26 protein-coding genes are annotated in these 25968 nt (G+C 65.3%); 7 read left to right on the top strand and 19 right to left on the bottom strand.

Translation table 11 applies throughout. From position 1 onward, the window contains the following. Positions 1-1790 (bottom strand): FG-GAP-like repeat-containing protein (locus QUS11_06995; protein ID MDM7993045.1); only part of this gene is annotated, 1790 nt, incomplete at its 3' end. Between the two features lie 139 nt (positions 1791-1929). On the opposite strand from QUS11_06995, the gene QUS11_07000 reads away from it, so the two are divergent. Continuing rightward, positions 1930-3714 carry a FlgD immunoglobulin-like domain containing protein gene (locus QUS11_07000; protein ID MDM7993046.1) on the top strand — a complete coding sequence of 595 codons (1785 nt, stop codon included), beginning with the start codon at positions 1930-1932 and terminating at the stop codon, positions 3712-3714. A gap of 38 nt (positions 3715-3752) precedes the next feature. Here the strand turns inward: QUS11_07000 and QUS11_07005 are convergent, their stop codons facing one another. The 10 genes from QUS11_07005 to QUS11_07050 form a co-directional block, all read right to left on the bottom strand. Next, a complete protein-coding gene (locus QUS11_07005; protein MDM7993047.1) occupies positions 3753-5561 on the bottom strand; it encodes an FG-GAP-like repeat-containing protein in 1809 nt (602 codons plus the stop codon). A 274-nt stretch (positions 5562-5835) separates the two neighbouring features. Then, positions 5836-6261 (bottom strand): hypothetical protein, encoded by a 426-nt coding sequence (locus QUS11_07010; GenBank protein ID MDM7993048.1) that lies wholly within the window; start codon positions 6259-6261, stop codon positions 5836-5838. A gap of 65 nt (positions 6262-6326) precedes the next feature. Next, positions 6327-8138, bottom strand: a complete 1812-nt coding sequence (locus QUS11_07015) for a T9SS type A sorting domain-containing protein (protein ID MDM7993049.1) — start codon at positions 8136-8138, stop codon at positions 6327-6329. Positions 8139-8272: 134 nt separating this feature from the next. Continuing rightward, entirely contained in the window at positions 8273-8917 is a 645-nt protein-coding gene (locus QUS11_07020) for a hypothetical protein (GenBank protein ID MDM7993050.1), read from the bottom strand. 131 nt (positions 8918-9048) lie between these two features. Continuing rightward, positions 9049-10248 carry an ACR3 family arsenite efflux transporter gene (gene arsB, locus QUS11_07025; protein ID MDM7993051.1) on the bottom strand — a complete coding sequence of 400 codons (1200 nt, stop codon included), beginning with the start codon at positions 10246-10248 and terminating at the stop codon, positions 9049-9051. Between the two features lie 88 nt (positions 10249-10336). Continuing rightward, the gene (locus tag QUS11_07030) at positions 10337-11038 is read right to left on the bottom strand and encodes a cytochrome c biogenesis protein CcdA (GenBank protein ID MDM7993052.1); all 702 of its coding nucleotides are present in this window, start codon (positions 11036-11038) and stop codon (positions 10337-10339) included. After that, positions 11031-11450, bottom strand: coding sequence for a thioredoxin family protein (locus QUS11_07035; GenBank protein ID MDM7993053.1), 420 nt, complete (start codon positions 11448-11450; stop codon positions 11031-11033). Before QUS11_07035 ends, QUS11_07030 begins: the two co-directional genes overlap by 8 nt. 24 nt (positions 11451-11474) lie before the next feature. Continuing rightward, the gene (locus tag QUS11_07040) at positions 11475-11717 is read right to left on the bottom strand and encodes a thioredoxin family protein (GenBank protein ID MDM7993054.1); all 243 of its coding nucleotides are present in this window, start codon (positions 11715-11717) and stop codon (positions 11475-11477) included. A 12-nt stretch (positions 11718-11729) separates the two neighbouring features. Then, a complete protein-coding gene (locus tag QUS11_07045; GenBank protein MDM7993055.1) occupies positions 11730-13025 on the bottom strand; it encodes a permease in 1296 nt (431 codons plus the stop codon). After that, a complete protein-coding gene (locus tag QUS11_07050) occupies positions 13022-13351 on the bottom strand; it encodes a metalloregulator ArsR/SmtB family transcription factor (protein MDM7993056.1) in 330 nt (109 codons plus the stop codon). The genes QUS11_07045 and QUS11_07050 overlap by 4 nt, the downstream gene beginning before the upstream one ends. A gap of 235 nt (positions 13352-13586) precedes the next feature. Here QUS11_07050 and QUS11_07055 point away from each other — a divergent pair, with 235 nt between their 5' ends. The 3 genes from QUS11_07055 to QUS11_07065 all read left to right on the top strand — a co-directional run bounded on the left by QUS11_07055 (position 13587) and on the right by QUS11_07065 (position 15448). Then, positions 13587-14096: a hypothetical protein gene (locus QUS11_07055; GenBank protein MDM7993057.1), complete on the top strand. Its 510-nt coding sequence runs from the start codon at positions 13587-13589 to the stop codon at positions 14094-14096. 140 nt (positions 14097-14236) lie between these two features. Continuing rightward, entirely contained in the window at positions 14237-14731 is a 495-nt protein-coding gene (locus tag QUS11_07060; protein ID MDM7993058.1) for a hypothetical protein, read from the top strand. 117 nt (positions 14732-14848) lie between these two features. Beyond that, on the top strand, positions 14849-15448 hold the full coding sequence (locus QUS11_07065) for a hypothetical protein (protein ID MDM7993059.1): 600 nt from the start codon (positions 14849-14851) through the stop codon (positions 15446-15448). Positions 15449-15502: 54 nt separating this feature from the next. On the opposite strand, the gene QUS11_07070 is transcribed toward QUS11_07065, so the two are convergent. Continuing rightward, complete coding sequence (locus tag QUS11_07070) at positions 15503-15880, bottom strand: rhodanese-like domain-containing protein (protein MDM7993060.1); 378 nt, start codon at positions 15878-15880, stop codon at positions 15503-15505. Positions 15881-16089: 209 nt separating this feature from the next. On the opposite strand from QUS11_07070, the gene QUS11_07075 reads away from it, so the two are divergent. From QUS11_07075 to QUS11_07085, 3 genes are all read left to right on the top strand, one after another. Beyond that, a complete protein-coding gene (locus QUS11_07075) occupies positions 16090-16605 on the top strand; it encodes a hypothetical protein (protein ID MDM7993061.1) in 516 nt (171 codons plus the stop codon). Positions 16606-16732: 127 nt separating this feature from the next. Next, positions 16733-17893 (top strand): aminotransferase class V-fold PLP-dependent enzyme, encoded by a 1161-nt coding sequence (locus tag QUS11_07080; protein MDM7993062.1) that lies wholly within the window; start codon positions 16733-16735, stop codon positions 17891-17893. Positions 17894-17921: 28 nt separating this feature from the next. Next, positions 17922-18239 (top strand): TusE/DsrC/DsvC family sulfur relay protein, encoded by a 318-nt coding sequence (locus tag QUS11_07085; GenBank protein MDM7993063.1) that lies wholly within the window; start codon positions 17922-17924, stop codon positions 18237-18239. A 19-nt stretch (positions 18240-18258) separates the two neighbouring features. Here QUS11_07085 and QUS11_07090 read toward each other — a convergent pair whose 3' ends face one another. The 7 genes from QUS11_07090 to QUS11_07120 are packed head-to-tail and all read right to left on the bottom strand — an operon-like array spanning position 18259 to position 25964. Next, positions 18259-19176 (bottom strand): CoB--CoM heterodisulfide reductase iron-sulfur subunit B family protein, encoded by a 918-nt coding sequence (locus tag QUS11_07090; protein MDM7993064.1) that lies wholly within the window; start codon positions 19174-19176, stop codon positions 18259-18261. Between the two features lie 4 nt (positions 19177-19180). Beyond that, positions 19181-19690, bottom strand: coding sequence for a 4Fe-4S dicluster domain-containing protein (locus tag QUS11_07095; GenBank protein MDM7993065.1), 510 nt, complete (start codon positions 19688-19690; stop codon positions 19181-19183). Then, positions 19687-20532, bottom strand: coding sequence for an FAD/NAD(P)-binding protein (locus QUS11_07100; protein MDM7993066.1), 846 nt, complete (start codon positions 20530-20532; stop codon positions 19687-19689). Before QUS11_07100 ends, QUS11_07095 begins: the two co-directional genes overlap by 4 nt. Further along, positions 20529-21530, bottom strand: coding sequence for a 4Fe-4S dicluster domain-containing protein (locus QUS11_07105; protein MDM7993067.1), 1002 nt, complete (start codon positions 21528-21530; stop codon positions 20529-20531). Before QUS11_07105 ends, QUS11_07100 begins: the two co-directional genes overlap by 4 nt. Continuing rightward, on the bottom strand, positions 21527-22495 hold the full coding sequence (locus QUS11_07110) for a 4Fe-4S dicluster domain-containing protein (GenBank protein ID MDM7993068.1): 969 nt from the start codon (positions 22493-22495) through the stop codon (positions 21527-21529). Before QUS11_07110 ends, QUS11_07105 begins: the two co-directional genes overlap by 4 nt. Next, the gene (locus tag QUS11_07115) at positions 22492-22932 is read right to left on the bottom strand and encodes a hydrogenase iron-sulfur subunit (GenBank protein ID MDM7993069.1); all 441 of its coding nucleotides are present in this window, start codon (positions 22930-22932) and stop codon (positions 22492-22494) included. The genes QUS11_07110 and QUS11_07115 overlap by 4 nt, the downstream gene beginning before the upstream one ends. Next, positions 22929-25964: an FAD-dependent oxidoreductase gene (locus tag QUS11_07120; protein ID MDM7993070.1), complete on the bottom strand. Its 3036-nt coding sequence runs from the start codon at positions 25962-25964 to the stop codon at positions 22929-22931. The genes QUS11_07115 and QUS11_07120 overlap by 4 nt, the downstream gene beginning before the upstream one ends. Positions 25965-25968 lie beyond the last annotated feature (4 nt).

Below are 25968 nucleotides of genomic sequence, written 5' to 3' on the forward strand. Positions count from 1 at the left end.
TCCAGCACGGTGAAGCGAACCGTGCTCCGTATCCCGTCCGACCTCCCGACCGCCAGATAGACGCCCGGGGAAAGCTCTCCGGGCTGGATATCGTGATAGCCCGCCTGGTACCCGGCCGGTCCTGTCCGGAACACCACCCGTCCCGCGAGATCGTACACCGAGAGTTCCACGGTCGCCGCCGACGGGACGCCGAAGGTGATCGACAGCGCTCCGTGGGCTGGATTCGGAGAGACCGGAAGGACGGTGAAGGAAACCGGCGGCTCCTCCTCCGGGGTGCCGAGGTTGTTCCACGATATCGTGACGTCATAGAGTACGGGGACGACGCCGGAGACCGTCCTGGAGAGTATTGCCCTGTACTGCACGTAGCTGTCGCAGTCCTCGAGAATGCCGGAGAGGCTGCACGGGGTCGCGATCGGACCGGACCACTCCCCCATGTCTGTGAAATCGTCGGAGGACCTCACCTGGAAGGAGACGGACGTGCCGGACGGGGTGACGGCCGTCCATGTGATGCCTGTCCAGTCCGGATCGCAGCCGACATAGAGGATGCTGGATTCGAGCGATGCCTCGACGGAACCGCCCAGCAGCCGGAACCACTTGAGCGAGCCCTCGTACAGATCGCTGACGAGCGCATCCTCGATGCCGTCCGAGTCCATGTCTCCCGTGCTCACGAATGCCACGCCAGTCGGCTGGACTTTGAAAGCGTGCCAGGAGGAGCCGCCGTTCCTCACGATCACGCTTCCATTTTCAAGAGACATCTGCCGGGAACCGCATGCCGCATCGGCGTCGCCATCTCCGTCGAGGTCAGCGGCGGCGATGGATCGCGGCATGTCGATCAGCCCATAGATGAGGTGTTCCTGCCAGGAAGCTCCCTGGCCGTCCAGGTTCTCGAACCAGAGCATGTCGTCGTACTCGACATTATTCGATACGAGATCCATGTCGCCGTCGTCGTCGACATCAAGCACCTCGACCCTTTGCGGGTCGGACGTAGCGGATACCGTATTCATGGCCCATATATCCGTGTCACCGTTCTCGTACCAGCACAGGCATCCATATCTGGCACCCGCAAAATCAGGGTCTCCGTCGCCGTCTATGTCACCGACGGAACCGCCGAGGCATCCCGTCGAGTTGAGCGTTTCCAGATCCCAATCCAGCCCCGATCCGCCGAGGTTCACAGCGATGTAGAGCGGATCGGTCGAGTCGCCGAATAGGATGATATCCTGATCGCCGTCAGGTTCGACATCGACCGTTGCGAATTTCGGCGTCCAGGGGATCGTGCCGGGAAAGCCGTGGTCGGACCATGAACCGCCCTGCCCGTCCTCGTTCTCGAACCATAACAGGTAATATGCACCCGCACTGTTGCTGAACAGGATGTCCTGATCACCGTCGCCGTCCAGATCGGAGCAGGTCAGGTCCGAGGACATGGTTTCATAGCAGATGTAATGACTCTCCCATTCCGAGCCCGAGCCATTGTTCTCGAACCAGTAGAGCTGATCGTAGCCCCCGAAGCCGTGTATGAGATCGTTGTCTCCGTCGCCGTCCAGATCGCCGGCTACGGCTTCTCCATACCCTCCGCCACTCGGGAACACCGTATGCTCCATCATTTCAAGAAGGCTGACGTATCCTGACTGGCACTGGCATTCCGGCGAGCTCTCGGAATAGCTGTCGCCCCAGGAGCCGACCGGCCCCGGGACACCCGGGCCTCCGATCCATGATGTCTGGGTTGCCGAATCGGCGAATGCCGGTACAGCCAGGAGCAGAAGCGGGATGCAGATGGCGGATGCTGTTCTCATGGCGACCCCCTTGCCTCGAGAATTGCATGCAGGCCACATTCCGTCCCGATGATAATTCGTCGGTTGCACGGGTGCAAGAAAACCTCCGAAGGTCTGGCGCCATGCGGATCCGCGCTCGATATTCGAAGCGAGGTGAGAAATGGATCTGCTGATCCCGGTTGTATTCCTCGCGCAGTCCGTCACCATGGACGTCTACCCGGCGCAGTGGGCGGGATGGGTTCCCGACAGGCTCCTCTCCTCGGGCGACGAGATCACGCAGGACGTATCCCTCCCCGGGCTCCCGGCCCTCGTCGCGCAGACGGGCGTCCCGCTGCTGCGCTGGGGCGGCATCGCGGCCGAGTACTGGGACTGGGAGGGGTTCGGGTACGAGGGTGCATCCTACGTCGACTACTTCGGGTCGGGCATCGTCGTCGTCCCATCACCGTGCAGCATCGACGACATCCTGCAGTTCACGGAGGAGGCGGGCGCCGAGCCCGTGCTGACCGTCAACCACCAGATCGACGACCCGGCAAAGGCCGCGCGGCTCGTCGAGTACTGCAACGGAGGAACCGGGACCCCTATGGGCGCGCTGCGCGCGCAGCGAGGCCACCCGGAGCCATACGACGTGACGCTCTGGTGCATCGGGAACGAGCCGGACATAGCCGGCGGCACCTATCCGACGCCGTTCGGCACGATGACCTTCTACAGGCACTTCGGGATCCCCTTCGAGAGCTGGGGCTGGACCGACTCGGTGTTCTGCACGCCCGGCCAGTTCTCGGATCTCGTCGGAGAGTACGCAGACGCCATGAGGGCCGCCTCGCCCATCCCCATCGAGATCGGGGGCCTCTCCCTCTCGGGCGACCTGTCGTGGATCGGGCCGGTCATGGGGCCGAATGCATCATCCGTCGACTGGATGGACGCCCACTACTACCCCGTCTGGGTCTGGGAATCCGACAGCACGATGTACCACGACCTGCTCTGGAGCCCCGACAGCTCCTCGATCCCGCTCGAGGCCCGCTATTCACAGATAAGGGCCACCCTCGACGCAGTGCCGGGGTGCGCCGGCATCCCCCTGTGGATGATGGAGTACAACGTCGCGGTGATGGCGGAGGACCCGGCCTGGTGGAACTACCTCGACGGACTGGTCGTGGCCGACTGCATCGGGCACCTTGCCCGTGCAGGCGCCCCCGCTGCCGCCGTGTACTCCATAGCCGAGGGCACGGAAGGCGAGTTCCCGCTGTTCGGGCAGATCAGGACGGACACCCTCTCGGCCAGGATGGGCGCCCATGTGCTGAGGCTCTATTCGGAACGATTCGGGGGGACCCTCGTCGAAACGGACTGCGCGGCTGCGATGGAGCACGGGCTCGAGGCCTGGAGCAGCCTGACGGGCGATGGATCGGTGTCGGTCATGGCCCTGAACCGCGACCTGGATGAGCCCGTGGAAGCCTCGGTCGAGATCCATGGATGGGTCCCGGGGACCTCGTTCGAGGCGTGGTCGATAACATGCGATGCATCTCTGGAGGCTCCCTGGAACGGCACGTCGGGCATCCGGTACGAAGGTTCCTTCCCATGCGGCGCATCCGGCATCGACTGGACGTTCCAGCCGGCATCCGTCACCTGCATCGTAGTGCACCCGACGGCTTCGGTGGAGGACGACGGGTCCGATGCCGGGGCCATGCTGCGCGTGCTTCCCAACCCCTCGTGCGGTTCGGTGGATCTCGCATTCGCCGTCGAAGCGCCCGGCACTCCCCTCGTCGACATATACGACAGCTGCGGCAGGCTCTTGACCAGGCTCCAGGGGCAGCCTGTCGACAACGGAGCATGCGTGGTGTCGTGGGACGGGCTGCAGGCCGATGGCAGCCGCTGCCCTGCCGGAGCCTACAGGGCAGTTGCGACCCTGCCGGGCGGAAGTGTCGTCACCGGGGAGTTCGTGCTGCTGGACTGACCACGGAGAGATCCCGACAGTACTCCCCTGCCGTCAGATCATTCCATGACGGTGAAGCGCACGGCCTCCCGGCTGCCGCAGGCCCGTACGACCGCGTGGTACACGCCCGGAACGAGATCGGCGAACCTCACGGAGTGCCAACCCGGCGTGTATTCCGCTCCGGTTTCGGAAGCTGCGATCCTCCCTGCCAGGTCGAGGATGGTCACGTCCGCCCGGCCTCCCTGCGGGAGCCCGAACTCGATCGACATAGTCCCTGACGATGGATTCGGCGACACCACCCTGAGTTCCAGCCCCGCCGGGGGCTCCTCCTCCGGGGTGCCGAGGTTGTTCCACAACACGGTGACGTCATTCAGGAGCGGCGTCTCATCCGGCTCGGAGGATGCCAGCAGCGCCCGGTACTGCAGGTAGCTGGCGTTGTCCGCGAGGATCCCGGAGAGGCTGCAGGGTGCACTCAGCGTGCCCGACCAGGCTCCCATCTGGGTGTGGTCGTCCGATGCCCGTACCTGGAACGATACCGACGTTCCCGAGGGTGTCTCCGAATTCCATCCGATGCTGCCCCACCCCGGATCGCATCCGAGGTAGAGGATGCTGGATTCGAGCCATCCGCTTCCCGGATAGACCATGCTCCACCACTTGATCCAGTCCGGTGGGTACATCTTGCTGAATGCCAGTGCATCGGCTGTCCCGTCGGAGTCGATGTCGGAGGAGAGGACTACGGCTCTCGAGGAAGGGTCGAGAGTCGTCCCGATCCATCCCGTCCCGCTGTTCTCGTAGAACTTCAAGGGATCCTCGAGGTAACCCGCTCCGCAGATCACGTCACCGTCGCCGTCGCCGTCGAAGTCATCAGCGGCGACGTATTCAGGCAGTTCGAGGGTGGCATCGATCGTGTGCTCGTTCCACGAAGTGCCCGATCCATTCGCGTTCTCGAACCAGAGGACCTCGTTCTCGTTGACGGCCGTGGTCACCAGGTCCTGGTCGCCGTCCGCGTCGATGTCGCAGGCATCGACTCTCTCGGGATAGTTGAAGGTCGCTATTCCGCTTTTTGCCCACGAGTCGAGTCCGTCGTTCCTGTACCATCGCAGTTCTGCCTGCCAAGGTGACGTTGCGGCGAGGTCAGGATCTCCATCACCGTCGATGTCTGCGATGCAGCATGCCTCGCATCCTGTGGAATGGAGCACGTGCTCGTTCCAGAGAAGCCCGGACCCGTCGAGGTTCTCGAGGCATGTCAGATGGTTGTATTCGCCGTAGCAGTTGATCACATCGATGTCGAGATCCCCGTCGACGTCGGCCAGAGCGGAGTATCCTGGAGGAATGGCTGTATCGGAAAGGTCGTTGTACGACCACGAGAGCCCCGAGCCATCAAGGTTCTCCGCCCATCCCAGGTACACCGCGTCGCCTGAGACGAACAGGTCGATGTCGTTGTCCGAGTCCATGTCTGCAGCTTCCAACGTATTGGAGTACTGGTAGATCTCGGTCAGTGCAGGCACGGAGTGCATCGCCCATCCCGTGCCCGAACCCGCGTTCTCTAACCAGTACCCGTTGCCGCCCTCGTCTATCGCTGCCACATCGATGTCATCATCGCCGTCCAGATCGCCGCATGTGAATGCCAGGGTGGCAGCCGGGTGGATCATGCATTCGGGATATGCGAGAGAGAGAACGCCGGGTATGGACGAATACCCGATCGACGGCGAGGATGACTGGAACGACTCCGCCCACCCGGGCGGCATCCCGACCGGGCCCGGGACCCCCTGGCCGCCCGTCCAGCTGGTCTGTGTTGCAGAATCAGCGCCCGCTACCGCTGCTATGACGAGGAGAAATGCTGGTATGGAGAGGATTTTCGATCTCATGACGCCCCCCGTCCTGAGAAGACCTCTTCGTCCATGCCCGTTACGAATGTATGCAGTTCCACCCAGAGGAAGGCAAGCGGGCGGCGATGGATGCCCCGGACGATGACAGGCGCCCGGACCTTCATATCTGCTCGATGGTTACGAATCCCCTGATGTTCGGAGAGACGGCGGCGGACAGGGTGCCGATTGCCGGTACCCGAGGAATGGAGACTGCATGAAAGGATGCGGCGGCGGCTGACTGGTGATCAGTCGCCGCCGCCTGCTCGAAATGGGATCAGACGCCGGGAACTGCTGCTACGAAGTCGTCGATCTCGGCGCGGACGGCCTCCACCTCGCCCCTGACCTCGTCCATCGTGGCCGTGATGGACTCACGGACCTCGACAATCCTGTCGCGGGCGGTGACGGCCTCGGCGCGGTAGACCTCGAGCTCCTCGAGGATCGAGGCGACCTCGGGGTCGAGGTCGTTGAGCTCGCGCAGCTTCGCTGCGGCATCGTCTATGGCCGCCAGCTCGGGCAGCAGCGTCTCGAGATCGGCGACCGAGGCGCCGATGCCGTCGAGTTCGGTGGCCATCTCCTCGAGCAGTGCCACCCCCGGCACGTCGATTTCAGGCATCTCGGGGACTTCGGGCACCTCCGGTACCTCGGGGGTTCCGGGGACGCCGAAGGAAACGATGGCGGACACGAGCAGTGCGAAAGACAACACGGACCTCCCTCCATGGATTACGGATGCAATTCATCTCGCCGGAGGGAGGGCAAGTCAAGTGTCTAGTCGATGATCACGAAGCGCCGGGACGCCCTGAAATCCCCCGTCACCATCACAGCCGAATACACTCCGGGAGGAAGATCCCCGATCCCGATGCTGCTGCCGCCCTGCGCGTACTCCTGCGGCCCGCGAGAGGCAACCAGCCTCCCCGAGGAGTCGAACACGTCGAACTCCACCGTTCCCGGAGCAGGCAGCTCGAAGGAAAGGAATGCACGGCCGTGCGCGGGATTGGGCGAAACCGGGTCGAAGGCGATGCCAGCCTGCTCCTCCTGACCTATCCCAAGGGGATTCCAGGTCACCTGGACGTCGAAGAGGACGGGAGTGACCTGTGGCAGGGAGTTTGACGTCATCACGATCCGGTACTGGAAATACCTCGTTCCCTGGGGCACTACGCCGACCAGGGAGGACGGACTCCAGAGTGTATCGGACCAGGTTTCCGGAGAGTATGGTTGGTCCGTCGCCCATACCTGGAATCCGATGCTGGTTCCCGCCGGCTGGTCTCCCGTCCATGAGATGGAAACCCAGTTATTACCGGGCCATCCGGCGTCCAGGATGGACGACGTCAGGCTGCCGCTCGAAGATCGTCCCGTCATGTCCCAGATCACCGAGTTCTCCGAGCCGGCTGCCATGAGGTCATCGCGCCCATCCGAGGTGAAGTCGGCAGCCAGGGTGGTCCGGGCCTCCGTCATGTCCGTCGCTAGCCATGCGGACTCCCATGTCGTCCCTGTACCACTCAGGTTCCTCCACCAGACGACATCGTTCGTCGGGGCGATGGAGGCTCCAGCCACATCGCAGTCACCGTCCCCGTCGAAATCGGACAGGGTGACCGAGTGGGCGTAGTTGAACCCGGTGCATATCGTGTGCTCGTACCAGGACTCCCCCGAACCGTCTGCATTGGCCCACCAGGTGATGAGTCCATTGTAAAAGTTGAAGGAGGTGCTCGCCAGGTCGATGTCACCGTCCCCGTCTACATCTCCGGCTGTGATGCTCCTGGGATCGATATACGTCGCATCCACGACATGCTCGCTCCACGACGTGCCCGAACCGTTGCTGTTCTCCCACCAGTGGATCTCTCCGTTCTCGTACGTGTAGGAGCGCCGGGTGGCTGCAATGTCGAGATCCCCGTCGCCGTCGATGTCGGCGAGAACTGAAGCCCATGCCCCATCGAAATCCGGGTCGACGGTATACCTCGACCATTCCATGCCCTGGCCGGTGTTCTGCCAATAGACAACGTCATCGGAGAGCTCGATGCATGTCTGGATATCGATATCACCGTCGCCGTCGACATCTCCAGCGTCGAGCGTCCTGATGTTGGATCCGGTGTTCGCCAGTCCATGAATGGTCCATGCCGACCCGCCCGATGAATTCTCGTACCAGTAGCTGTTGCCGGTCTCTGAGGCTGCCGCGACGTCGCAGTCACCGTCGGAATCGAAATCGCCGACCGTGAGGCCCTCCGGTTCGATGCACCCGGCTATCACATGCTCCATCCAGCCGGTACCCCCGGACAGATTCTCCCACCATACCACCGCGTTGATCCAGTTGCAGGAGGCTGCCGCATCAAGGTCTCCGTCTCCGTCGAAATCGGCAGCCCCGATCTGGCAGCAGCCCGATCCGATGTCGTACTGTCTCCCATGGCCGAGGAGAAGAGAACCAGGCGACCCCCACCAGTCGGCGGCGATCTCGTCTTTGAAGGAATCGTACCATCCCCCGACAGGCCCGGGGGTGCCGGGCCCGCCCGACCAGTCGGTCTGGATTTCAGAGTCGGAGAAGGAGAGAGTGGAGAAGAGAAGAAGGATGGCGGCTAGTCTGCCCATCGCGATCCCTCCTGTCTGTCTGAACACGAATGGATGATGACGGGTATGCCGCGAAGGGTCAAGGATATGGAGCTGATGACGAAAAGGCGGGGCGGCACTGGCCGCCCCGCCTGGGATCGTGCCGTGTTCCCGGTCTAGAAGGCCGACTTCACCTCGGCCCAGGTGGTTCTTTCGAGGCTGAGGGCGTCGTCGTAGTAGGTGCGGAACGTGTAGTCGAAGCCGGCGAACTGCATGAAGCCGGTGTTCGCGTAGACGCAGCCGTAGGGATAGGGATTCGCCGTGTCGCCGTTGATGCCGAGGGTCGTGTTCCCGGTGAAGACGAGGAAGTAGGTGGTTGCGGGAGTCACGGGAACGGCCGTCCAGAAGACGTCTACCCATTCGCCGGCGGTGCCCGTGGCGCTGGCTTGGGTCAGCATCGTGCCGCCGGCATTGGGAAGGTCCGTCCAGAGCTGGATCGTCACGTTGTCACTGGTGCCGGAACCCGAGTACAGCATTATGCCGGCCCCGGAGATGTTGGCATTGGTCTGCTGGAACGACTGCGCCAGGTCGTACTGTGCGAAGGCGGCCATGTAGACTGTGGCGCTCGGCTGGTTCTGGTCGATCACATTTGCAAAGGGCATGCAGATCGGCTGGGAGGACTGGGCCAGGTCTACTGCGGGCACGGCGGCAAGGCTGTGCAGTACGCCGCTCATGGTGGCGGGCATCTCCGCAGCCTGTGCCGGTATCGCCGTCAGGAACGCCAGGGCAAGCAGCACGAAGAACCTTCCGGAGTGCATCATGACCCCCTACTGTTGCGCCCGGTCAGGGGCTCGAGGCTGGCAGGCGGCAGACCGTCATGGCGCGCCGTCGACAAGCTGGATGCAAGATAGATACAAGCTCAGACGGCGTCAAAGGCCTGCGTGCCCGGCCGTCACTCTCCTGCCCGAGCCGGATGGAACCAGCCCCTGGTCCTCAGACAGATCCGCACGAGCATCAGCATGACGGGCACTTCGATGAGCACGCCGACCACGGTGGCGAGGGCGGCCCCCGATGACAGGCCGAACAGCATCGTGGCCGTGGCTATCGCGACCTCGAAGTGGTTCGAGGCCCCGATCATCGCAGCGGGCGCCGCGTCCTCGTAGCGCAGCTTCAGAAGACGTGCGAGCCTGTAGCCCAGCCAGAAGATGAGGTTCGTCTGGATGAACAGGGGGATCGCTATCCACAGGATCGTGAGCGGATTGGAGAGGATCGTCTCACCCTTGAAGCTGAAGAGCAGGATGAGGGTGATGAGCAGGGCTGCGATGGTGACCGGGGTCAGCCTGTGGAGGAATCGCTCGCGGAACCACCTCTCGCCCCTGGCCCTGATGATGAGCTTCCTGGAGAGGTAGCCCGCTGCAAGGGGAAGGGCAACGTATATGGCGATGGAGAGAACAAGGGCCTGCCAGGGCACGGGCAGGCGGCCGACACCCAGCAGGAACCCGCCCAGCGGACCGTACAGGACCAGCATGGTGAGCGAGTTGATGGCGACCATCACGAGGGTCAGCCCGTCGTTCCCCCTGGCCAGGTATCCCCACACGAGCACCATGGCCGTGCACGGCGCAATCCCGAGTAGGATGCACCCTGCGAAATAGCTCCTCCAGAGAGGGACCTGGAGCATCTTCACGCCGCCTTCCATCACCACGACGCCCGCGCCGTGAGTGGAGCCGATCGGCAGGTCCAGGCCGAAGGGCATCCTGACGAGATCGACGGCTTCGACTCCGATCAGGCCGCGGAAGAGCACGCCCAGGAACAGCAGCGAGATCGCATACATCGTGAACGGCTTGACCGCCCAGTTCACGAACAGCGTCAGCCAGACCGGTCTGCCGCTGCCGCCCGCCCTGACGACCGACGCGAAGTCGATCTTCACCATGATCGGGTACATCATGAAGAACAGGCAGACAGCTATGGGTATGGAGATCACGGGCGCCCCGCCCGCGCGGATCGAGAAGCCGTCGAGCCTCGCCGCCAGGTCGGGGGCGAGCCTTCCCAGCAGGATTCCCGCTCCGATGCAGAGCAGGACCCATACCGTGAGATACCTCTCGAACGGGCTGGACAACCGCCTCGCGTCATGGCTGGATGAAACAGTGGTCACGACTCCCCGCCCTCCTCGTCTCGCCGCCTCGACATCATCTGCCGCGTGAACCCGGCTGTTCGCGACCCCTCCTCTGTCTGCGGCGATGTCACAGCGCTTTTCGCAGAAGATAGATGCCGGCCAGGATGACCAGTGCGCCTGCGATGCGACGCAGCCCCGCCAGCCTGCCCGACTTCTCGTTCCAGTTCAGGAACCTGCACACCGCGCCCGAAAACGTGCCGGCAAGCAGGATGACGCCGCAGTGGCCGGCGGCGAAGGCTCCCATCATCCCCGCGGCGAATGCAGGTCGGGATGCCTGCGCAGCAAGGATCACCCCCAGGAGCGGAGCTATGAAGGCGAAGGTGCACGGCCCCGCCGCCGCGCCGAAGACGAGCCCGTACAGGGCCGCTCCGGGAAGGCCGGACCGTACCCTACCAGGCATCGTCCGCGCGGGAGCGGGAATGGTGAAGACCTCCACGAGGTTGAGACCGAAGAGGATCATCAGCACCGACAGGATGATCCCGCCGGTGTGTCCGATGTCCCCTGCTATCCTGCCGGCGCCCAGGGTGATTGCTCCCAGTGCGGCCACCGCAAGGAAGACTCCGCACGCGAAGGAGGCCGATATCCTGAAGGCCTTCTTCGTGGACGCCTCCGGCTCCTTCGAGATGTAGCCCACCAGGAGGGGGATGCTCGCGAGGTGGCAGGGGCTCAGGGCGATGCTCAGGACGCCCCAGAGGAGGGCCGCGACGAGCCCGATGAAGGGCGCCGGGCTTTCGACCGCCCTCCCCAGGCCTGTCAGGAACTCATTCAACGGGCTCCTCCGGGATCACGTCGTATCCCAGCTCGGCCCACGCCGCGACCATGTCCTCGGCGGACAGGACGCCCTCGTGCCGCCACAGCTCCTCCCCGGTTTCGGAGATGAAGATCTGGGTCGGGATGACCCTGATCCCGTACGCCTGCGCCGCGGTCTGGTTCTCGTTGATGTCGATGAACTCGATGTCTATCGTGCCCATGGTCATGTCGGCGAGCCTGTCGAGCTCCGTCATCATGGTCTGGCACGGGATGCACATCTGCGAGCCGAGGTCCACCACCTTCGGAAGGGAGGTCGTGACCGGCTCCTCCGGCGCCGGTTCCGGGCCCTTGCCGCCTTCCCGGGTCAGTACGGCCGCTGCCGCAAGCCCGGCTACCGCAGTCAGGATCGCGATCCTGCCGATCATCTTCATTTCAACCAGCCTTGATGGTATTATCTACCGTCTTCCGGAGAGCATCGAAACGAGCTCGTCGACCCCCGGCACCCGGCCCGTCACCAGCACCTCGCCGTCGACTGCGAGCGCGGGGGTCATCATCACGCCGAAGGCCATGATCTCCTTCAGGTCCTTCACCTTCTCGACCGAGACGTCCGTCATCCCGGCCCGTGCGACGGCCTCGCGCACGTGCTCCTCGAGCTTCGCGCACTTCGGGCACCCCGTTCCCAGGACCTGGATCCTCATCACGACCTCCCGTCAGCCCGCGATCGAGCCGTAGATCAGGCCGGTGACCGTCGAGAGCACGACCACCAGTGCCACATAGACCAGCGTCTTCCTGAAGCCCATTATGCTCCGGAGCACGAGCATGCTCGGCAGCGACAGGGCGGGGCCTGCAAGGAGCAGGGCGAGGGCCGGACCGCTCCCCATCCCCGATCCCATCAGCCCCTGCAGTATCGGAACCTCGGTGAGGGTGGCGAAGTACATCAGCGCTCCCGAGGCAGATGCGAACAGGTTGGCGGAGATCGTGTTCCCGCCGACCGCCCGGGCGATCCACGCCGAGGGGACCATGGCCTCGTGGCCTGGGCGACCGAGCAGGAATCCAGCTACGAGCACGCCGCCCAACAGCAGGGGGATGATCTGCCTCGCGAATCCCAGGGTGGCGTCGAACCACTCGCGGAGCTGCGGCCCGCCGGTTGCGGCAAGGAATCCCACCGCGCCGATCCCGGCCGTGAAGGCATAGACGGGCTTGCCGGGCAGCATCAGGGCCAGGACCGCCACCGGGATGCAGGCCGGCAGCACCCTCCTCCAGCCTGCCCCGAAGTCGACCGCCAGGATGACCGCGAGCAACAGCGCGAAAGCCGATGCGATCCACCACTTGATCCGGGCCACGAACACCCAGAGGGGTGCCGCCCCTTCGGGGCTCCCCCAGTTGGCGAAAACGAGGATGCCGACCATCGAGGCGAAGAAGAGGACGGTTCTCCACAGAGGCCGCACGGGAGCGGAGTGGCTTCCGGCCCTGCCTGTCCTGGCGAGCTCGGACTTCGACTTCCTGAAGAAAAGGCTCATGAGCAGGCCTATCACGATGCTGAAGACGACCGCGCCGATCGCCCGTGCGATCCCGATCCCGATCCCGAGGACCCTTGCCGTCATGACGATGGCCAGGATGTTGATGGCCGGCCCGCTGTACAGGAATGCGGCCGCCGGGCCCAGCCCCGCGCCCATCGTGTAGATGCCCGCGAAGATCGGCAGCACCGTGCACGAGCACACCGCGAGTATCGTGCCAGACACCGAGGCCACGCCGTAGGCCTTCAGCCGGTTAGCGCCCGGACCGAGGTAGGAGAGCACGGAATCCCTGTTCAGGAAGACGCCGATCGCCCCGGCTATGAAGAGGGCCGGCACGAGGCAGAGCAGTATGTGGAGCCTGGCGTACTCGTTGAGCATCGCGAAGGCTTCAATGAGAGACGCATCGAACCGGGGCGATCCGACGGGAAGGAACCATGCAGCCAGCACCAGTGCTGCGAGGAAGAGGATAGTGCGGAGGTCGCGCGTCATCCATCCGCCTCCCTGCCGCACAGGGGAGCTTCGCACTCCCCTCCTCCGAGCACCCTCTCCACGCAGGCGAAGAAATCGAGCACGCACGGCGCGGCGAGGGTGTGGTACACCCTGGTGCCCTCCCTGCGGTCGCGCACCAGCCCGGCGTTCCGCAGCTTCTCGAGGTGCCTCGACACAGTGGATATGTCGAGCCCTACGGCTTCCGACAGGTCTCCGACGGTCCTGCCTCCGCCGGCCAGGAGGTCGACGATATGGAGGCGGGCAGGATTCGCGAGCGCGGAGAGTATCGAGGCCCTCCGCCTGTACGCGTCGTTTCCCTCTGTCACGTCATCCGTCCCTTCTTGCTTTGTTGGGCAACTATGCAGATATTGCCGGGATGGTGCAACCCGTGCATCGTTCCTGCAGCAGTCAGTGAGGAGTCATCGCATAGACAGAGGAGGGTCGATGAAGCACCTGCTCACGGTTCCGATCCTGTTCGCGCTCGCCGGTGCGGCCGACGTGGTCGTCGGCAGCCAGGGCATGCCGTCCAGCGATCCCTGGTGCGGTTCCTGAAGCGCCCAGATGCACTACCAGGTGGTGGTGCTCGACAGCGAGACCAACGGCGCCATGCAGATAACCTCACTAGCCTGGCAGAGGGCGCCCAACGGCGACGACCAGGGACACTACTACGACGTCGAGATCTACATGGGTCTCTGCGCGGAGGACGTTCTCGGCTCCACGTTCGAGGAGAACTGGGTACCCGGGACGAAGACGCTCGTCTATTCAGGATCGGTTCTCGATCTGAGCGCGGCGGCCAGCGAGTGGGAGCCGGTGACCCTCTCCACCCCTTACTGGTATGGCGGCCAGCAGAACCTGCTGATCGACATCCAGTGGGCCTCGGCCAACACCTCCTACAGCTTCTATACCTGGAAGTGGGAAACTGGCGCGGCCCGCTCCGTGAAGGCCGGCAGCCTTTCGTCGGCCACCGGGGTCCTCTCCACGCAGATGTCCGAGCTGATGTTCACAGGCACGCTCGCGCTCGACGGGTCGACCTTCGCCGAAGTGAAGACCGCATTCGAGGAGGGCTTCTGATGCCCCGGCGGGTTCCATGGCTCCTCGTGACGCTTCTTGCAGCCATCCCGGCCGCATCTGCAACGCTGACCATCGGCTCCGAGGAGCTCTCGTCGGGCGAACCGCTCTGCGTCTCTTGAATCGAGTCGCTGCACTACCAGGTGGTGGTGCTCGACTCCGAGATGGGCGGGGCTTTCGGGATCGAGACGCTGTCCCTGAAGAGGCACAGCTCCGGCTCGACGCCGGCCGGCACGAACTACACCGACTTCCAGATATGGGCTGGGCTCACCGACTCGGACGTCATGACGTCGACCTTCGAGAACAACATCATCCCCGGCACCAGGACGCTGCTGTTCAGCCGCGACAGCCTCTACCTCGAGGCTCTGCCGGACTCCTGGATTCCGTTCGACCTGGACACGGCCTACTGGTACGGGGGAACGCACAACCTCGTGATCGAGATCATGTGGTCGGACGGCGAGGAGATCGGATCGGAGTGCGTGTACACCTGGCAGTGGAACACCGGCACGATGAGATGCGCCTCCGGGCCGTTCGCGGCCTCGTCGGGCAGCCTGACCAGCGTGATCCCGGTTCTGGAGTTCGACGGCGAATCGGCGCTCGAATCCGCCACCTTCGCGGAGATCAAGTCCGGTTCCTGAGCCGTGCTTCAGGATTCGCCGCTCCGACATCAACGTGAACCGCCTTGCAGCCTTTGCGCCTGACCGGGGTTCGCGTATGCTATTCACGTTGTGGTTTCACATCTGGAGGGAGCCGCCATGAGACATGCTGCTCTGGTGACTGTGATGGCAGCCTCGTTCGCCTTCGGCGCGGGCGGCATCCTGCTCGACCACCCGCTCTACATCCCGGGTAACGACGCACAGATCTCGTACGACGACGGATCTGCCTACTGGCTGTCCTGGTCCGGGCTCTACAGGGGAGTGTGGTTCCATCTCGACGACTTCGGTTACTCGGGCTGGGTCGCCACACACTCGGAACTCTGGTTCTACCACCATCCCTCCTATCCCTGGGACACCGCGAGCTTCTACAGCCTGCTCTACGACGGGGGATCCTCCGGCCCCGGCATGCTGTTCGACCAGACTTCCGTGACGGCCCTGCACTACGCACCCTGCATTGTCACCCTGACTCCTTCCGTATACTTCAACGACGACTTCTGGGTGCTCATGAGCTCCGAGATGTCCACCGGCGGATGGCCGTCGATCCTCGAAGACTACTCGGCAGGCGCGACGGACCACAGCTTGCAGAGCGACGACTTCTCGACATGGGAGCCGAGCCCCCATGGCGACTACTTCATCCGTTCCACCTGGTACGACGTGCTCGACTCGAAGACCTGGGGGGCGATAAAGGCCCTCTTCTAGGATCGGGAGATCACGGGCGCCTGCCGCCGGTTCTGCACCAGGCAGCCTTCATAGTCAGCCCTTCCTCGACCTGAGCTTGCATCCGCACTGCCCGCGCAGTTCGAAATCGGGGTCCTTCCTGACGGGAAGCCCGTCGCGTTCCCAGTCCACCATGCCGCCCGTGAGGCTCGCAACAGGCCCCAGCCCGGCTGCCGACAGCGCCTCCGCGGCAGCCCTGGAGTGCAGCCCGACCGAATCCGCGACTATGAGCAGCCTTCCCTGCGGCAGATCCCCTGCCCTCTCGGCGATCTCCCCCCTGGGGATGCAGATCACTTCGGGCACGTCGAAGACCCTGTAGCTGACCTCGTGCTCCGGCCTCATGTCGACGATCAGGGCCCCGGAACCCGAGGCCGCCTCGTAGGCCTCCCGGGGCGACATCGAAGCCACCGCCATGATCTCCTCCGATCGGTGCCGGCTCTCCCCGTGCCGATGACAACCGCCGTCAGATATGCCAATTCCCGGTCGGGGCGAGTACCCCTCGGAATGCACCGCTCCATGCTCCCGGCCTTACGGCAGGAGGCCTCCACCTCGGGGAGCGCTTGACAAGGCGGGCGGCGCCGGAGATCGTCCGCGCATCGATCCATTTCGGAGGTATCGTGGATATGCCTGCAGATGCGGGTGATGCCGTCCAAGGAACCGGAGGCGCCGGAGACGGTGAGTCGGAAGTGGATCTCGACAGCGTCCGGGACGGGATATGCAGGGCATTCTCGGGTGTCCGTCTCGGGGGCGGCGTGGGCCTCCGTGAGGCACAGGGCCTGGATGGCTACGAGGACGAGGCATCCCGGGCGGTACGCCGCCGGGATGACGAGAAGGACGACTGGCGGATCATCCGCCCGGCCGACCTCAACAGGTGCAACAGCAGCCTGAGCTTCTTCGACGCCGAGGGCATGAGGTTCCACCTCCCCGCATTCCTCGTGGCCGACCTCGACGGAGTCTACGAGTTCGGCATGGCCTTCCACCTGACCCATCTCGACTCCCACGGGATCGGGCAGTACTCGCTCCTCTCCACGGAACAGAGGGCGGCCGTGCGCAGATATCTCCAGTACATCTCCACCGAGGACGACTACGCTTTCGAGCGACCCGCCATCCTGAGGGCACTGGTCGAGTTCTGGACCTGAGGCCGCAGGGTTCCCCGGCTTGGTGAAGGCTCCGCGGAAATGTATTGTCGGGCGACGGGACCGGCCGATGCCCCGGACGGCCCCGACCGGCGCGCGCCGGACGGATCGAACCCTGGAAGGAACGTGGATGGACGATCTGATCTACCTCGACAACTCCGCGACGTCGTTCCCGAAGCCGCAGGTCGTGTACGACTTCATGAAGGAGTTCTACCAGTCGCACGGGGTGAGCCCCGGCCGCTCGGGTTTCGACAAGGCGCTGGAGGCCGAGAACATCGTCCACGGAACGAGGAAGCTGCTCACGGGCCTGTTCAACGGCACCGACCCCAACCGCCTCACGTTCTGCTACAACGCCACCGACGCCCTCAACAGGATCATCATGGGCATGCTCTCCAGGGGCGACCACGTCATCTCCACGAACCTCGAGCACAACTCGGTGCTGCGCCCGCTCAACCACCTCGAGCGCGACGGCGGCGTCGAGGTCACCTGGATCCCGTTCGACTCGAAGGGCTACGTCGATCCCGGCGACATCGAGAAGGCCTTCAGGAAGAACACCAGGCTGGTCATCGTCAACCACTCGTCCAACATCATCGGCACCGTGCAGCCAGTGGGCGAGATAGGCCGCCGCTGCAGGAAGGCCGGCATCTTCTTCGCGGTCGACGCCAGCCAGAGCGCCGGCGCCGTGCCCATCGACGTCCAGGCCATGTGCATAGATCTGCTGGCCTTCACCGGCCACAAGTGCCTGATGGGCCCCACCGGCATCGGCGGCGCCTATGTCGGCGAGGACGTGCCGGTGCGCTGTACGATCTTCGGCGGCACGGGCGTGCGCTCCGCGCAGCCCTTCCACCTCGACGAGTTCCCCTACCGCATGGAGGCCGGCACCCTCAACACCGTAGGCATTTCGGGCCTCAACGCCGGCGTGAAGTGGGTTCTGGAACAGGGCATGGACAGGGTCCACGACCACGAGATCGCCCTCTGGGACAGGCTGCGCCGGGGTGTGCAGGCCGTCGATGGCGTGACAACCTACTGTGCTGACGACACCGACAACCAGAATCCCGTGCTCAGCCTGAACATCCGGGGCTTCGAGGCCGGAGACGTGGGCACCATGCTCGACGTCGACCACGGTATCGCGGTGCGTACCGGGCTCCAGTGCGCCCCCAAGGTGCACGGGCAGCTCGGCACCGACAGGATCCACGGGACCGTTCGCTTCAGCGTGGGTCCGTTCAACACCGAAGAAGAGATCGACAAGGCGATAGTGGCGGTGCGTGAGATCGCGTCGCTCAGGAAGTGACCGAACACACAGACAGCCGGAGCAGCATATGGACAGCATCAGGATAGGCGACGCGGAACTGAAGGTCGACGGCGACGGGTTCCTGCAGGACCCGCGGCTCTGGAGCGAGGCGGTGGCGGCCGAGTTTGCACGGCTCGACGGCACGGGCGAACTCACTCCGAAGCACTGGGAGGTCATCAACTACATCAGGGGCTTCTGGAAGGAATCCGACATGGCCCCGACGGTGCGCGGCCTCTGCAAGCAGAGCGGGCTCAAGCTGCAGGAGCTCTACGGTCTGTTCCCAAAGGGCCCCGCGAGGGGCGCCTGCCGGATCGCGGGGCTGCCCAAGCCCGACGGCTGCGTCTAGCCAGGAGGATCTTCGACAGTCAGGGGCGTGAGGTCCGATAGCGGCCCGCGCCCCTGATCCTTTCCACCAGGTCCTCGCGAGGCACGGTCGAGATCGAGGCCACCTCGGCCGGGTCGAACCCCATGCACACCGCCAGGAGCTGGTTGTAGTCGAACACAGGCAGCGGGACGAACGAAGGGTCCTTCTTCGCGAGCTCGGCCTGCATCCTGTCCATGTGCTCGAGGCATGTGATGCACGAGACGACGATCATGCCGGCGTCGGTCTCGGCCCTGAGCGCCCTGAGCTTCCTGAAGGCGTACTCCGAGGCGCCCGCGAAGCTGCCCTTCACGAATCCCCCGGCCCCGCCGCAGCACTGGAGCTCGCGGCTGTAGGGCCGGACGTTCGCGCCGAGGGCCTCCACCAGGCCGCGCAGCATCCGCGGCTTTCCCGAGGATTCCTCGAATCCCACGATCTCGCTGGGGTAGAGGGTGTGGCAGGGGTACTGCACCACGGCGGACATCCCGTTCAGCGGGAATTCCAGGGATTCGCGTATCCTGTCGGGGCCGATGTCGTTGAAGAGCACGTCGGTGATGTGCCTCACCTCCGCGGTGCCGCGGAACTCCCTGCCGGCCTTCGTGTGCAGGAGACCCTGCACCTTCGCCTTCAGGGCCTCGTCCTCGTGCAGCCTCCGAAGCGCCATCCGCAGCGAGCTGTAGCACGAGCCGCACTGCGTCACCATCGGCACGCCCAGATCCTCCGCTATCGAGAAGTTCCAGGCGCTCACCGCGAGCGATGCGGTTTCGTCGGCGGAAGGGAACGAACCGAAGGCCGGGCAGCAGACGCTTCCCTCGAGGTCGGCCATCTCCGCGCCCAGCCGCGGCATCGAGAGCCTTATCGCGCGCTCCACGTCGGGCCTCACGGCCGGCACGTTGCATCCGAGGAACAGGCCGTACTTCATCCCGTCAGCCCCTGAACATGAATTCGTTGTTCTTCACCAGATCGGTCTCCCGCAGCATCTCGCGGAACTTCTCGAGCATCTCCGGGAACCTCGCGATGGTGGGCGGCACCTCGTCCAGGCCCACGGCGCGCCTCTTCTCGCGCACCCTGTCCACCGGCTGGGTGTGCCCGGTCTCGAAGATCTCGGCCACCGACGCAGGGATGAACGACTCGTCGTTCCTGGCCTGCCAGCGCCTAACCGCGAGGCATGCCTCGAAGGGCTTCACGCCCATCGGACACATCTCCTCGCATGCCGAGCAGGTGACGCACAGCCACGGGGTCTCGTCCTCGAGCAGGCTCTCCTCGAGACCGAGCAGTACCTTCCTCACCAGGTCGCGCACGAAGAGCGGGGGGCTGGCCTCGGCGGCAGGGCATCCCGCCACGCAGGTGCTGCACGTGAAGCAGTGCCTGATGTCGCCGCAGCTCTCCACCACCTCGCGCCAGAGCCCGGCGTTCACCTTCGAGAGGTCTATCATCTGAACTCCCCCGGCAGTCCGCGCAGCCGTTCGAGGCTGTACACCGGGCCGTCGGTGCACACGTAGGAACCGCCGATGCCGCACCGGCCGCACTTGCCTATGCCGCACTTCATCTTCATCTCCAGCGACAGGAATACGTCCGCGGGCGCCAGGCCCAGGTCCGCGAGCACCGGCAGCGTGTAGCGGATCATGGCCGGAGGCCCGCACACCAGCGCCGCCCTCCCCCCCAGAACGCTTTTAACTCCTTTAACTTTCTCGACGGCAGCGGGCACCGTCCCGGTCATGCCGGTCCATTCCTCATCCGCCCGGTCCACCGTCACGACCAGGTTCATGTCGTCCCGCGAGGCCCAGTCGCACAGGTCGTCCCGGTAGAGGAGGAGCCCGGGGTTCCTCGCGCCGTAGACCACCGTGATCCCTCCGAAGTTCCCGCGGTTCCCGGGGTGCAGGGCGTAGTTCGTGAATGCCCTGAGGGTCGAGAAGCCGAAGCCGCCGCCTATAACCAGAAGATCGCGCCCCGAGAGCTCCTCGACCGGGTAGCCGTTGCCGAGCGGGCCCCTGAGGCCCACGCTCTCGCCGGGCTCGAGGAAGTGGAGCTCGGTCGTGACAGTCCCCACGCGGGCAATCGTGAAATCGAGCATGTCGGAAGACATGGGCGACGAGGCGATCCCGAACGGGGCCTCCCCCACGCCGAGTATCGAGAGCTCCGCGAACTGACCCGGCACGAACCCGAAGGGCGCCGTGCCATCTGGGAAAGAGAGCGAGATGGTGCGGATCGAGCCGTCCTCTGTCTCCGTGACGCTCTTCTCCACCCTCATCGGGATCGGCGCGTACGGATTGCTCACTTCCCCCCTCCGAAGGCATCCAGGAGGAGCCTGATGTCGAGGTTCACCGGGCAGGCCTCGACGCATCTTCCGCAGCCCGTGCACCCCGGCATGCCGTAGCTCTCGATGCAGTAGCTGAACTTGTGCATCAGGCGGTGCCTGTACCTTTCGGCTCCCGTGGGCCTGGGGTCGTGCCCCGAGGCCTGCCTCGTGAAGGTCTTGAACTGGCACGAGTCCCATATGCGGCTGCGCACGATCCGGCCGTCCTCCTCTCCGTCGACGATGTCGAAGCAGTGGCACGAAGGGCAGATGAACGTGCAGGCCCCGCATCCCAGACACTTCGCGGTCAGAGCCTCCCAGCGCGGGTCGTCGAATGCCTTCTCCAGGCGCTCGCGCAACACGGCAAGGTCGCGGGGCTCCCCGGCCATCGGCGATACGGCGGGGTCGGGTACTCTCTCATCCGGGCTCTCGAGACCCGCTCTCCCGGCGAGCGAGGCGCCCTTGTCGGTGATGACCCTGACGATCCACCCCTCCCCCGAGGGCTCGAGCAGGATATCGGAACCTTCCCGAGAGAGCGGTCCGCCCCCGGTGGAGGTGCAGAAGCAGGTGGCGCGGGGCTCGCGGCACCCGATCGAGACGATCGTGAGCGCCTCCCTGCGGGCGGCATAGTAGGGGTCGATCCGGTCGCCGCCGGCGTAGACGCGGTCGAGAAATGCTATGGCGCGGGAATCGCAGGGCCTGGCCCCGAAGAGTATCATCGGTTCCGGTGCCGGAACGCGATCGACAGTGCTTCCGTCCGGCTCCACCGTTAGAAGAATCTCGGTCATAGGCGCGAGGATCTGCCTGGGCGGCCTGACGACGCCGGAACAGTCCAGCAGCGCCTCGGAAGCCGATCCGATCCGTCCGAAGGCCGCTCCGTCGCCCTCGGCAACGGGCGCGTACACGGTCACACCCGGCATGGCCAGGATACCTTCCAGCAGGCGGACGAGGGATTCGCGGCCTTGTACCATATCCGTCATTCCTGCTTCCGCCCGGGATCGAGAATGAAGTCCTGCGGATCCTCCATGGAGGAGGCCGCGAGGGGCTGCGGCGCGTTCTCGTCGAGGCCGGCCCTGCATCCGAAGAGCTCCGATACGTCGGAGGCGAGCCTGCGGTTCAGGATCGAAAGGTCCACCCCCGTGGGGCAGGCCCGCGCGCACGCCCCGCACTCCACGCAACGCCCGGCCAGGTGCATAGCGCGCATCACGTGAAAGGCCATGACGTCCTCCGGGTGCGCTCCCCTCCCCACCCATTGCGGCTGCGACGAGTCGGCGAAGCACGAGGCGCATGTGCAGAGCGGGCATGCGCTCCGGCAGGCATAGCACCGGATGCATTTAGCCATCTCCGCCTCCACCCGCACGCGTCTCTCATCGGCAGGAAGGGAGGCGAAGGCCTCCACGTCGGGGAAGCCGGGATCGATCTCGGCTACGGGGTCCCCCATGGGGATGTCGCAGACGACCGGATTCCGCTTCGCGCACAGCCGGCAGCCTGCGTGCAGCACCTCGTCGAGGGGGACCGACACGGGCCCGGGGCCGCCGTGGATGACAAGCATGCCGTCCGATTCCTCCACCGCCGTCACGCGGAGCCCCGGGAACCGCCTCGCGATCGCCCGCGGGTCGGCCATGCCGGTGCACGGCACGCCGATCACGACGATGTCGCTGCGCTTAAGGCGCCTCTCCTTGACGAGCTCCACGATCGCCCGGGAGTCGCAGCCCTTTGCCACTATCGCGGCCTTCCGTCCTGGTTCGAGATACTTCGCGAGGTTGTTTGCGCAGAATGCGTTCCACACCAGGCGCCCGGCGTCGGACGGGTCGGTGACGAGGCATGGCGTGGCGCGCATCGGGATGGAGCCCTGCTCGAAGCCTATGACGACCTCTGCCGAGCCTTCCGAGAGAAGCCGCGAGGCGGCCTCCGCGATCCGGGCAGACAGCCCCGCGCCGCTCACCGTGCGCCTCCCGCATTCCTGCGGACCGACCCCAGCTCGCGAACCCGTGTCGTGACGGTCTCGATCACCTCGGCGAACCTCCCGCCCTCGGAGGCGGACACCCACGTGAAGTGCAGCCTGCCCTCCTCGATTCCGAGGTGCCCGAGCAGGCGCGCCAGCAGTGCGAACTTCCTCCGCGCGCCCAGGTTCCCAGAGATGTAGTGGCAGTCGCCGGGATGGCAGCCAGAGACGAGCACCCCGTCGGCGCCACTGCGGAAGGCCGACAGTATGAAGAAGGGGTTGATCCTGCCCGCGCACGGCACGCGGATCACGCGTACCGAGGCGGGGTACTGCATCCTGCCCACGCCGGCCGAGTCGGCCCCGGCGTAGCTGCACCAGTTGCAGAGGAACGCTACGATCCTGGGCTCCCAGCCCGCGTTCGCGTTCGTTCCAGTCACGGCGCCCTCCGCGTCCCGCAGCCTATCATCGCGTGTATCTCGCGGTCGGTGAAACCGAGGATGTCAGCTGCGCCGCACCTGCACGAGGAGGCGCAGAGCCCGCAGCCCTTGCACAGGGCCTCGTTCACCGCAGCCTTTCCCTCGGCCTCGTCCATCTCGATGGCGCGGAACGGGCAGAGTGCTGCACAAGTGCCGCATCCAGAGCATTTCTCGGAGTTGATTCTGCAAACTGTCCCACCGGCCTCGATCGAATCCCGGGAAAGCACCAGTGCGGCCCTGGAGGCCGCAGCCCCAGCCTGTGCGATGCTCTCGCCGATCGTCTTCGGGCCATGGGCCAGGCCGCACACGAACACTCCCTCGGTGGCGAAGTCCACCGGGCGCAGCTTCACGTGCGCCTCCATGAAGAAGCCGTCCTCGTCGAGCGGTACCTTGAAGAGCCCCGCCAGCCTACCGGCATCCTCCGAGGGCGTTATGGCCGACGCGAGGCCCACGATGTCGGCGTCTATCGAAACCGTCTCGCCCAGAACCAGGTCCACGGCCGTGATCCTGACCCGCTTCTCGCCGCCTTCATCCACGATCGCGACATAGGGCCGGCTGTTTTCATCGTGCCTCAGGAACCGCACTCCGCGTTCGCGGGCTTCCGTGTACTTGCCCTCGCGGGCCCCGTAGGTGCGGATGTCGCGGTAGAGCACGTAGACGTTGATCGAGGGGTCCATATCGAGGAGTTCGAGTGCGAGCTTCACGGATTCGCTGCAGCACGTGCGGCTGCAGTACCGCCTTTGCTCGTCGCGCGAACCGGCGCACTGGATTAGCACCACGTTCCTCGCCGGCGAGACCAGGGGGCCGCGCCTGCCGATCTCCTCCTCGAGCTCGCGCAGGGTCATCACGCGCGGGTCTTCCCCGTATCCGAAGCCTTCGGCCACGCGCGTCCCGCCGCCCGATGCGATCACGGCCGCACCGTGGGCGACCTCGACCGATGAGCCGTCCTCGTGCCGGATCGTGGAAGTGAAGCTGCCCACGAACCCGCTCACGTCGCTCACCTGCGAGATCATGTGCACGGTGATGCGCGGGTCGGCGAGCACCCGGCCCTCGAGGTCGGCAAGGAATGCGCCGACATCGGAGCCGTCGAGCGTGGTGCGCATGGCGCGGGCGTTGCCTCCGAGCTCGCCCGAGCTCTCCACCAGATGCACCCCGAAGCCCATCCCGGAGAGCATCGCGGCGCAGCTCATGCCCGCCACCCCTCCCCCGACCACCAGGGCGTTCCTGTCGACGGGCAGCTCGGCGCGCGAAAGCGGCTCGAGCAGCCTGGCCTTCGCAACAGCCATCCCCACCAGGTCCACAGCCTTCGCAGTGGCCTTCTCCGGCTCGCCCTGGTGCACCCATGCGCACTGGTCGCGGATGTTGGCCATCTCGAACAGGTGCCGGTTGAGCCCGGCCTCCCTGAGAGTCTCCTGGAACAGCGGCTCGTGAGTCCTGGGAGTGCATGCCGCGACCACCACGCGGTTGAGCCGGTTCGCCGCGATGCTCTCCCTGATCCTGCGCTGGGTGTCCTGCGAGCAGGTGAACATGGCGTCCTCGGCCACCACCACGTTGGGCAGCCCGCGCGCCCTATCCCTCACCGCGGCCACGTCCACCACGCTGCCTATGTTGATCCCGCAGCTGCACACCCACACGCCGATGCGGGGCCTTGCGCCCTTCGCCGGCAGCTCCTCCGGATACTCCTTCTTCGTCGCGAGAGTGTTCCGGGAGCCCGACAGGAGGGCTGCAGCCTCCGCCGCCGCCGCGCTCGCGCCCGTCACCGTCTCGGGTATGTCCTTCGGGCCGGTGAACGCCCCCGCGGCGAAAACGCCCGGCACCGGGGTCGCCGACGGTGAGAAGGCCCCGGTTTCGCAGAAGCCGTGCTCATCGAGCGCGAGACCGAGCCGGGTCGCCATCCCGCGATTGGCGTCGCTCTGCACCATGCCCACCGACAGGACCACGAGGTCGAAGACCTCCTCGCGTATCCGCCCGTCCTCGGGATATCGCAGGATGAGGCTGCCGTCGGCGTTCTGGAGGATGCGGCCGGTCTCGGAGCGCACGAATCGCACACCATGCTCGTTCCTGGCGCGCTCGTAGTACCTCTCGAAGCCCTTGCCGTGTGTGCGGGCGTCTATGAGGAAGATCGACGTGCCCAGGTCGCCCGAGGCGTGCTCGCGCGCGACCACCGCCTCCTTGATCGCGTACGTGCAGCACACCGATGAGCAGTAGCCGTTGTCCACCCTGTGGATGTCGCGCGAGCCCACGCACTGGATCCACGCGATGTTCCGCGGCTCGCGGCCGTCGGAGGGCCGTACGAGCCTGCCGCGTGTCGGCCCCGATGCGCTCAGGATCCGCTCGAACGCGATGCTCGTGATGACGTTGGGGAACGTCCCGTAGCCGAATGCCGGGAGCCTCCCGGCGTCGAAGGGCTCGAAGCCCGGGCAGGCCACCACAGCCCCTACGGCGAGTTCGAGCGTGCGGGGCTTCTCGTCGAGGTCGATCGCCCCGGCGGTGCACTTCCTGGCGCACAGCCCGCAGCGCTTGCAGATCGCAGGATCGATCTGGAACGCGGGCGGATAGGCCTGCTCGTAGAGCCTGTAGATCGCCTTCCTCTCCCCCATGCCCGAGTTGAAGGCGTCGGGGGTCTTCACCGGGCAGACCTTCGCGCAATCCCCGCAGCCCGTGCACTTCTCGACCGAGACGAACCGCGGGTTCTGCAGCACGGTGGCCTTGAACGCCCCGGGCTCCCCCGCAAGCGAAAGAAGCTCTGCGTTCGTGATGATCTCCACATTGAGGTGCCGCCCGCACTCCACGAGCTTGGGCGACAGGATGCACATCGAGCAGTCGTTCGTGGGGAACGTCTTGTCCAGGCCTGCCATCGTGCCGCCGATGGCGCCCTTCCGCTCGACCAGGTAGACCTTGAAGCCCGAGTCGGCCAGGTCCAGCGCCGCCTGGATGCCCCCGACCCCTCCGCCGAGGACGAGTACGGCTCCGGTGGTATCTCTCGATGTCATCGGC

The organism is Candidatus Fermentibacter sp., from assembly GCA_030373045.1.
Lineage (GTDB): Bacteria > Fermentibacterota > Fermentibacteria > Fermentibacterales > Fermentibacteraceae > Fermentibacter.

Excerpts from the sequence above, each read along its gene's own strand:
- QUS11_07020 (MDM7993050.1), bottom strand. The coding sequence starts at position 8,917 with ATGATGCACTCCGGAAGGTTCTTCGTGCTGCTTGCCCTGGCGTTCCTG.
- QUS11_07085 (MDM7993063.1), top strand. The coding sequence starts at position 17,922 with ATGGACAGCATCAGGATAGGCGACGCGGAACTGAAGGTCGACGGCGAC.
- QUS11_07040 (MDM7993054.1), bottom strand. The coding sequence starts at position 11,717 with ATGAGGATCCAGGTCCTGGGAACGGGGTGCCCGAAGTGCGCGAAGCTC.
- QUS11_07065 (MDM7993059.1), top strand. The coding sequence starts at position 14,849 with ATGAGACATGCTGCTCTGGTGACTGTGATGGCAGCCTCGTTCGCCTTC.
- QUS11_07015 (MDM7993049.1), bottom strand. The coding sequence starts at position 8,138 with ATGGGCAGACTAGCCGCCATCCTTCTTCTCTTCTCCACTCTCTCCTTC.
- QUS11_07105 (MDM7993067.1), bottom strand. The coding sequence starts at position 21,530 with ATGACGGATATGGTACAAGGCCGCGAATCCCTCGTCCGCCTGCTGGAA.
- QUS11_07120 (MDM7993070.1), bottom strand. The coding sequence starts at position 25,964 with ATGACATCGAGAGATACCACCGGAGCCGTACTCGTCCTCGGCGGAGGG.
- QUS11_07045 (MDM7993055.1), bottom strand. The coding sequence starts at position 13,025 with ATGACGCGCGACCTCCGCACTATCCTCTTCCTCGCAGCACTGGTGCTG.
- QUS11_07075 (MDM7993061.1), top strand. The coding sequence starts at position 16,090 with ATGCCTGCAGATGCGGGTGATGCCGTCCAAGGAACCGGAGGCGCCGGA.
- QUS11_07090 (MDM7993064.1), bottom strand. The coding sequence starts at position 19,176 with ATGAAGTACGGCCTGTTCCTCGGATGCAACGTGCCGGCCGTGAGGCCC.
- QUS11_07055 (MDM7993057.1), top strand. The coding sequence starts at position 13,587 with ATGCACTACCAGGTGGTGGTGCTCGACAGCGAGACCAACGGCGCCATG.
- QUS11_07035 (MDM7993053.1), bottom strand. The coding sequence starts at position 11,450 with ATGAAGATGATCGGCAGGATCGCGATCCTGACTGCGGTAGCCGGGCTT.
- QUS11_07080 (MDM7993062.1), top strand. The coding sequence starts at position 16,733 with ATGGACGATCTGATCTACCTCGACAACTCCGCGACGTCGTTCCCGAAG.
- QUS11_07070 (MDM7993060.1), bottom strand. The coding sequence starts at position 15,880 with ATGGCGGTGGCTTCGATGTCGCCCCGGGAGGCCTACGAGGCGGCCTCG.
- QUS11_07095 (MDM7993065.1), bottom strand. The coding sequence starts at position 19,690 with ATGATAGACCTCTCGAAGGTGAACGCCGGGCTCTGGCGCGAGGTGGTG.
- QUS11_07000 (MDM7993046.1), top strand. The coding sequence starts at position 1,930 with ATGGATCTGCTGATCCCGGTTGTATTCCTCGCGCAGTCCGTCACCATG.
- QUS11_07005 (MDM7993047.1), bottom strand. The coding sequence starts at position 5,561 with ATGAGATCGAAAATCCTCTCCATACCAGCATTTCTCCTCGTCATAGCA.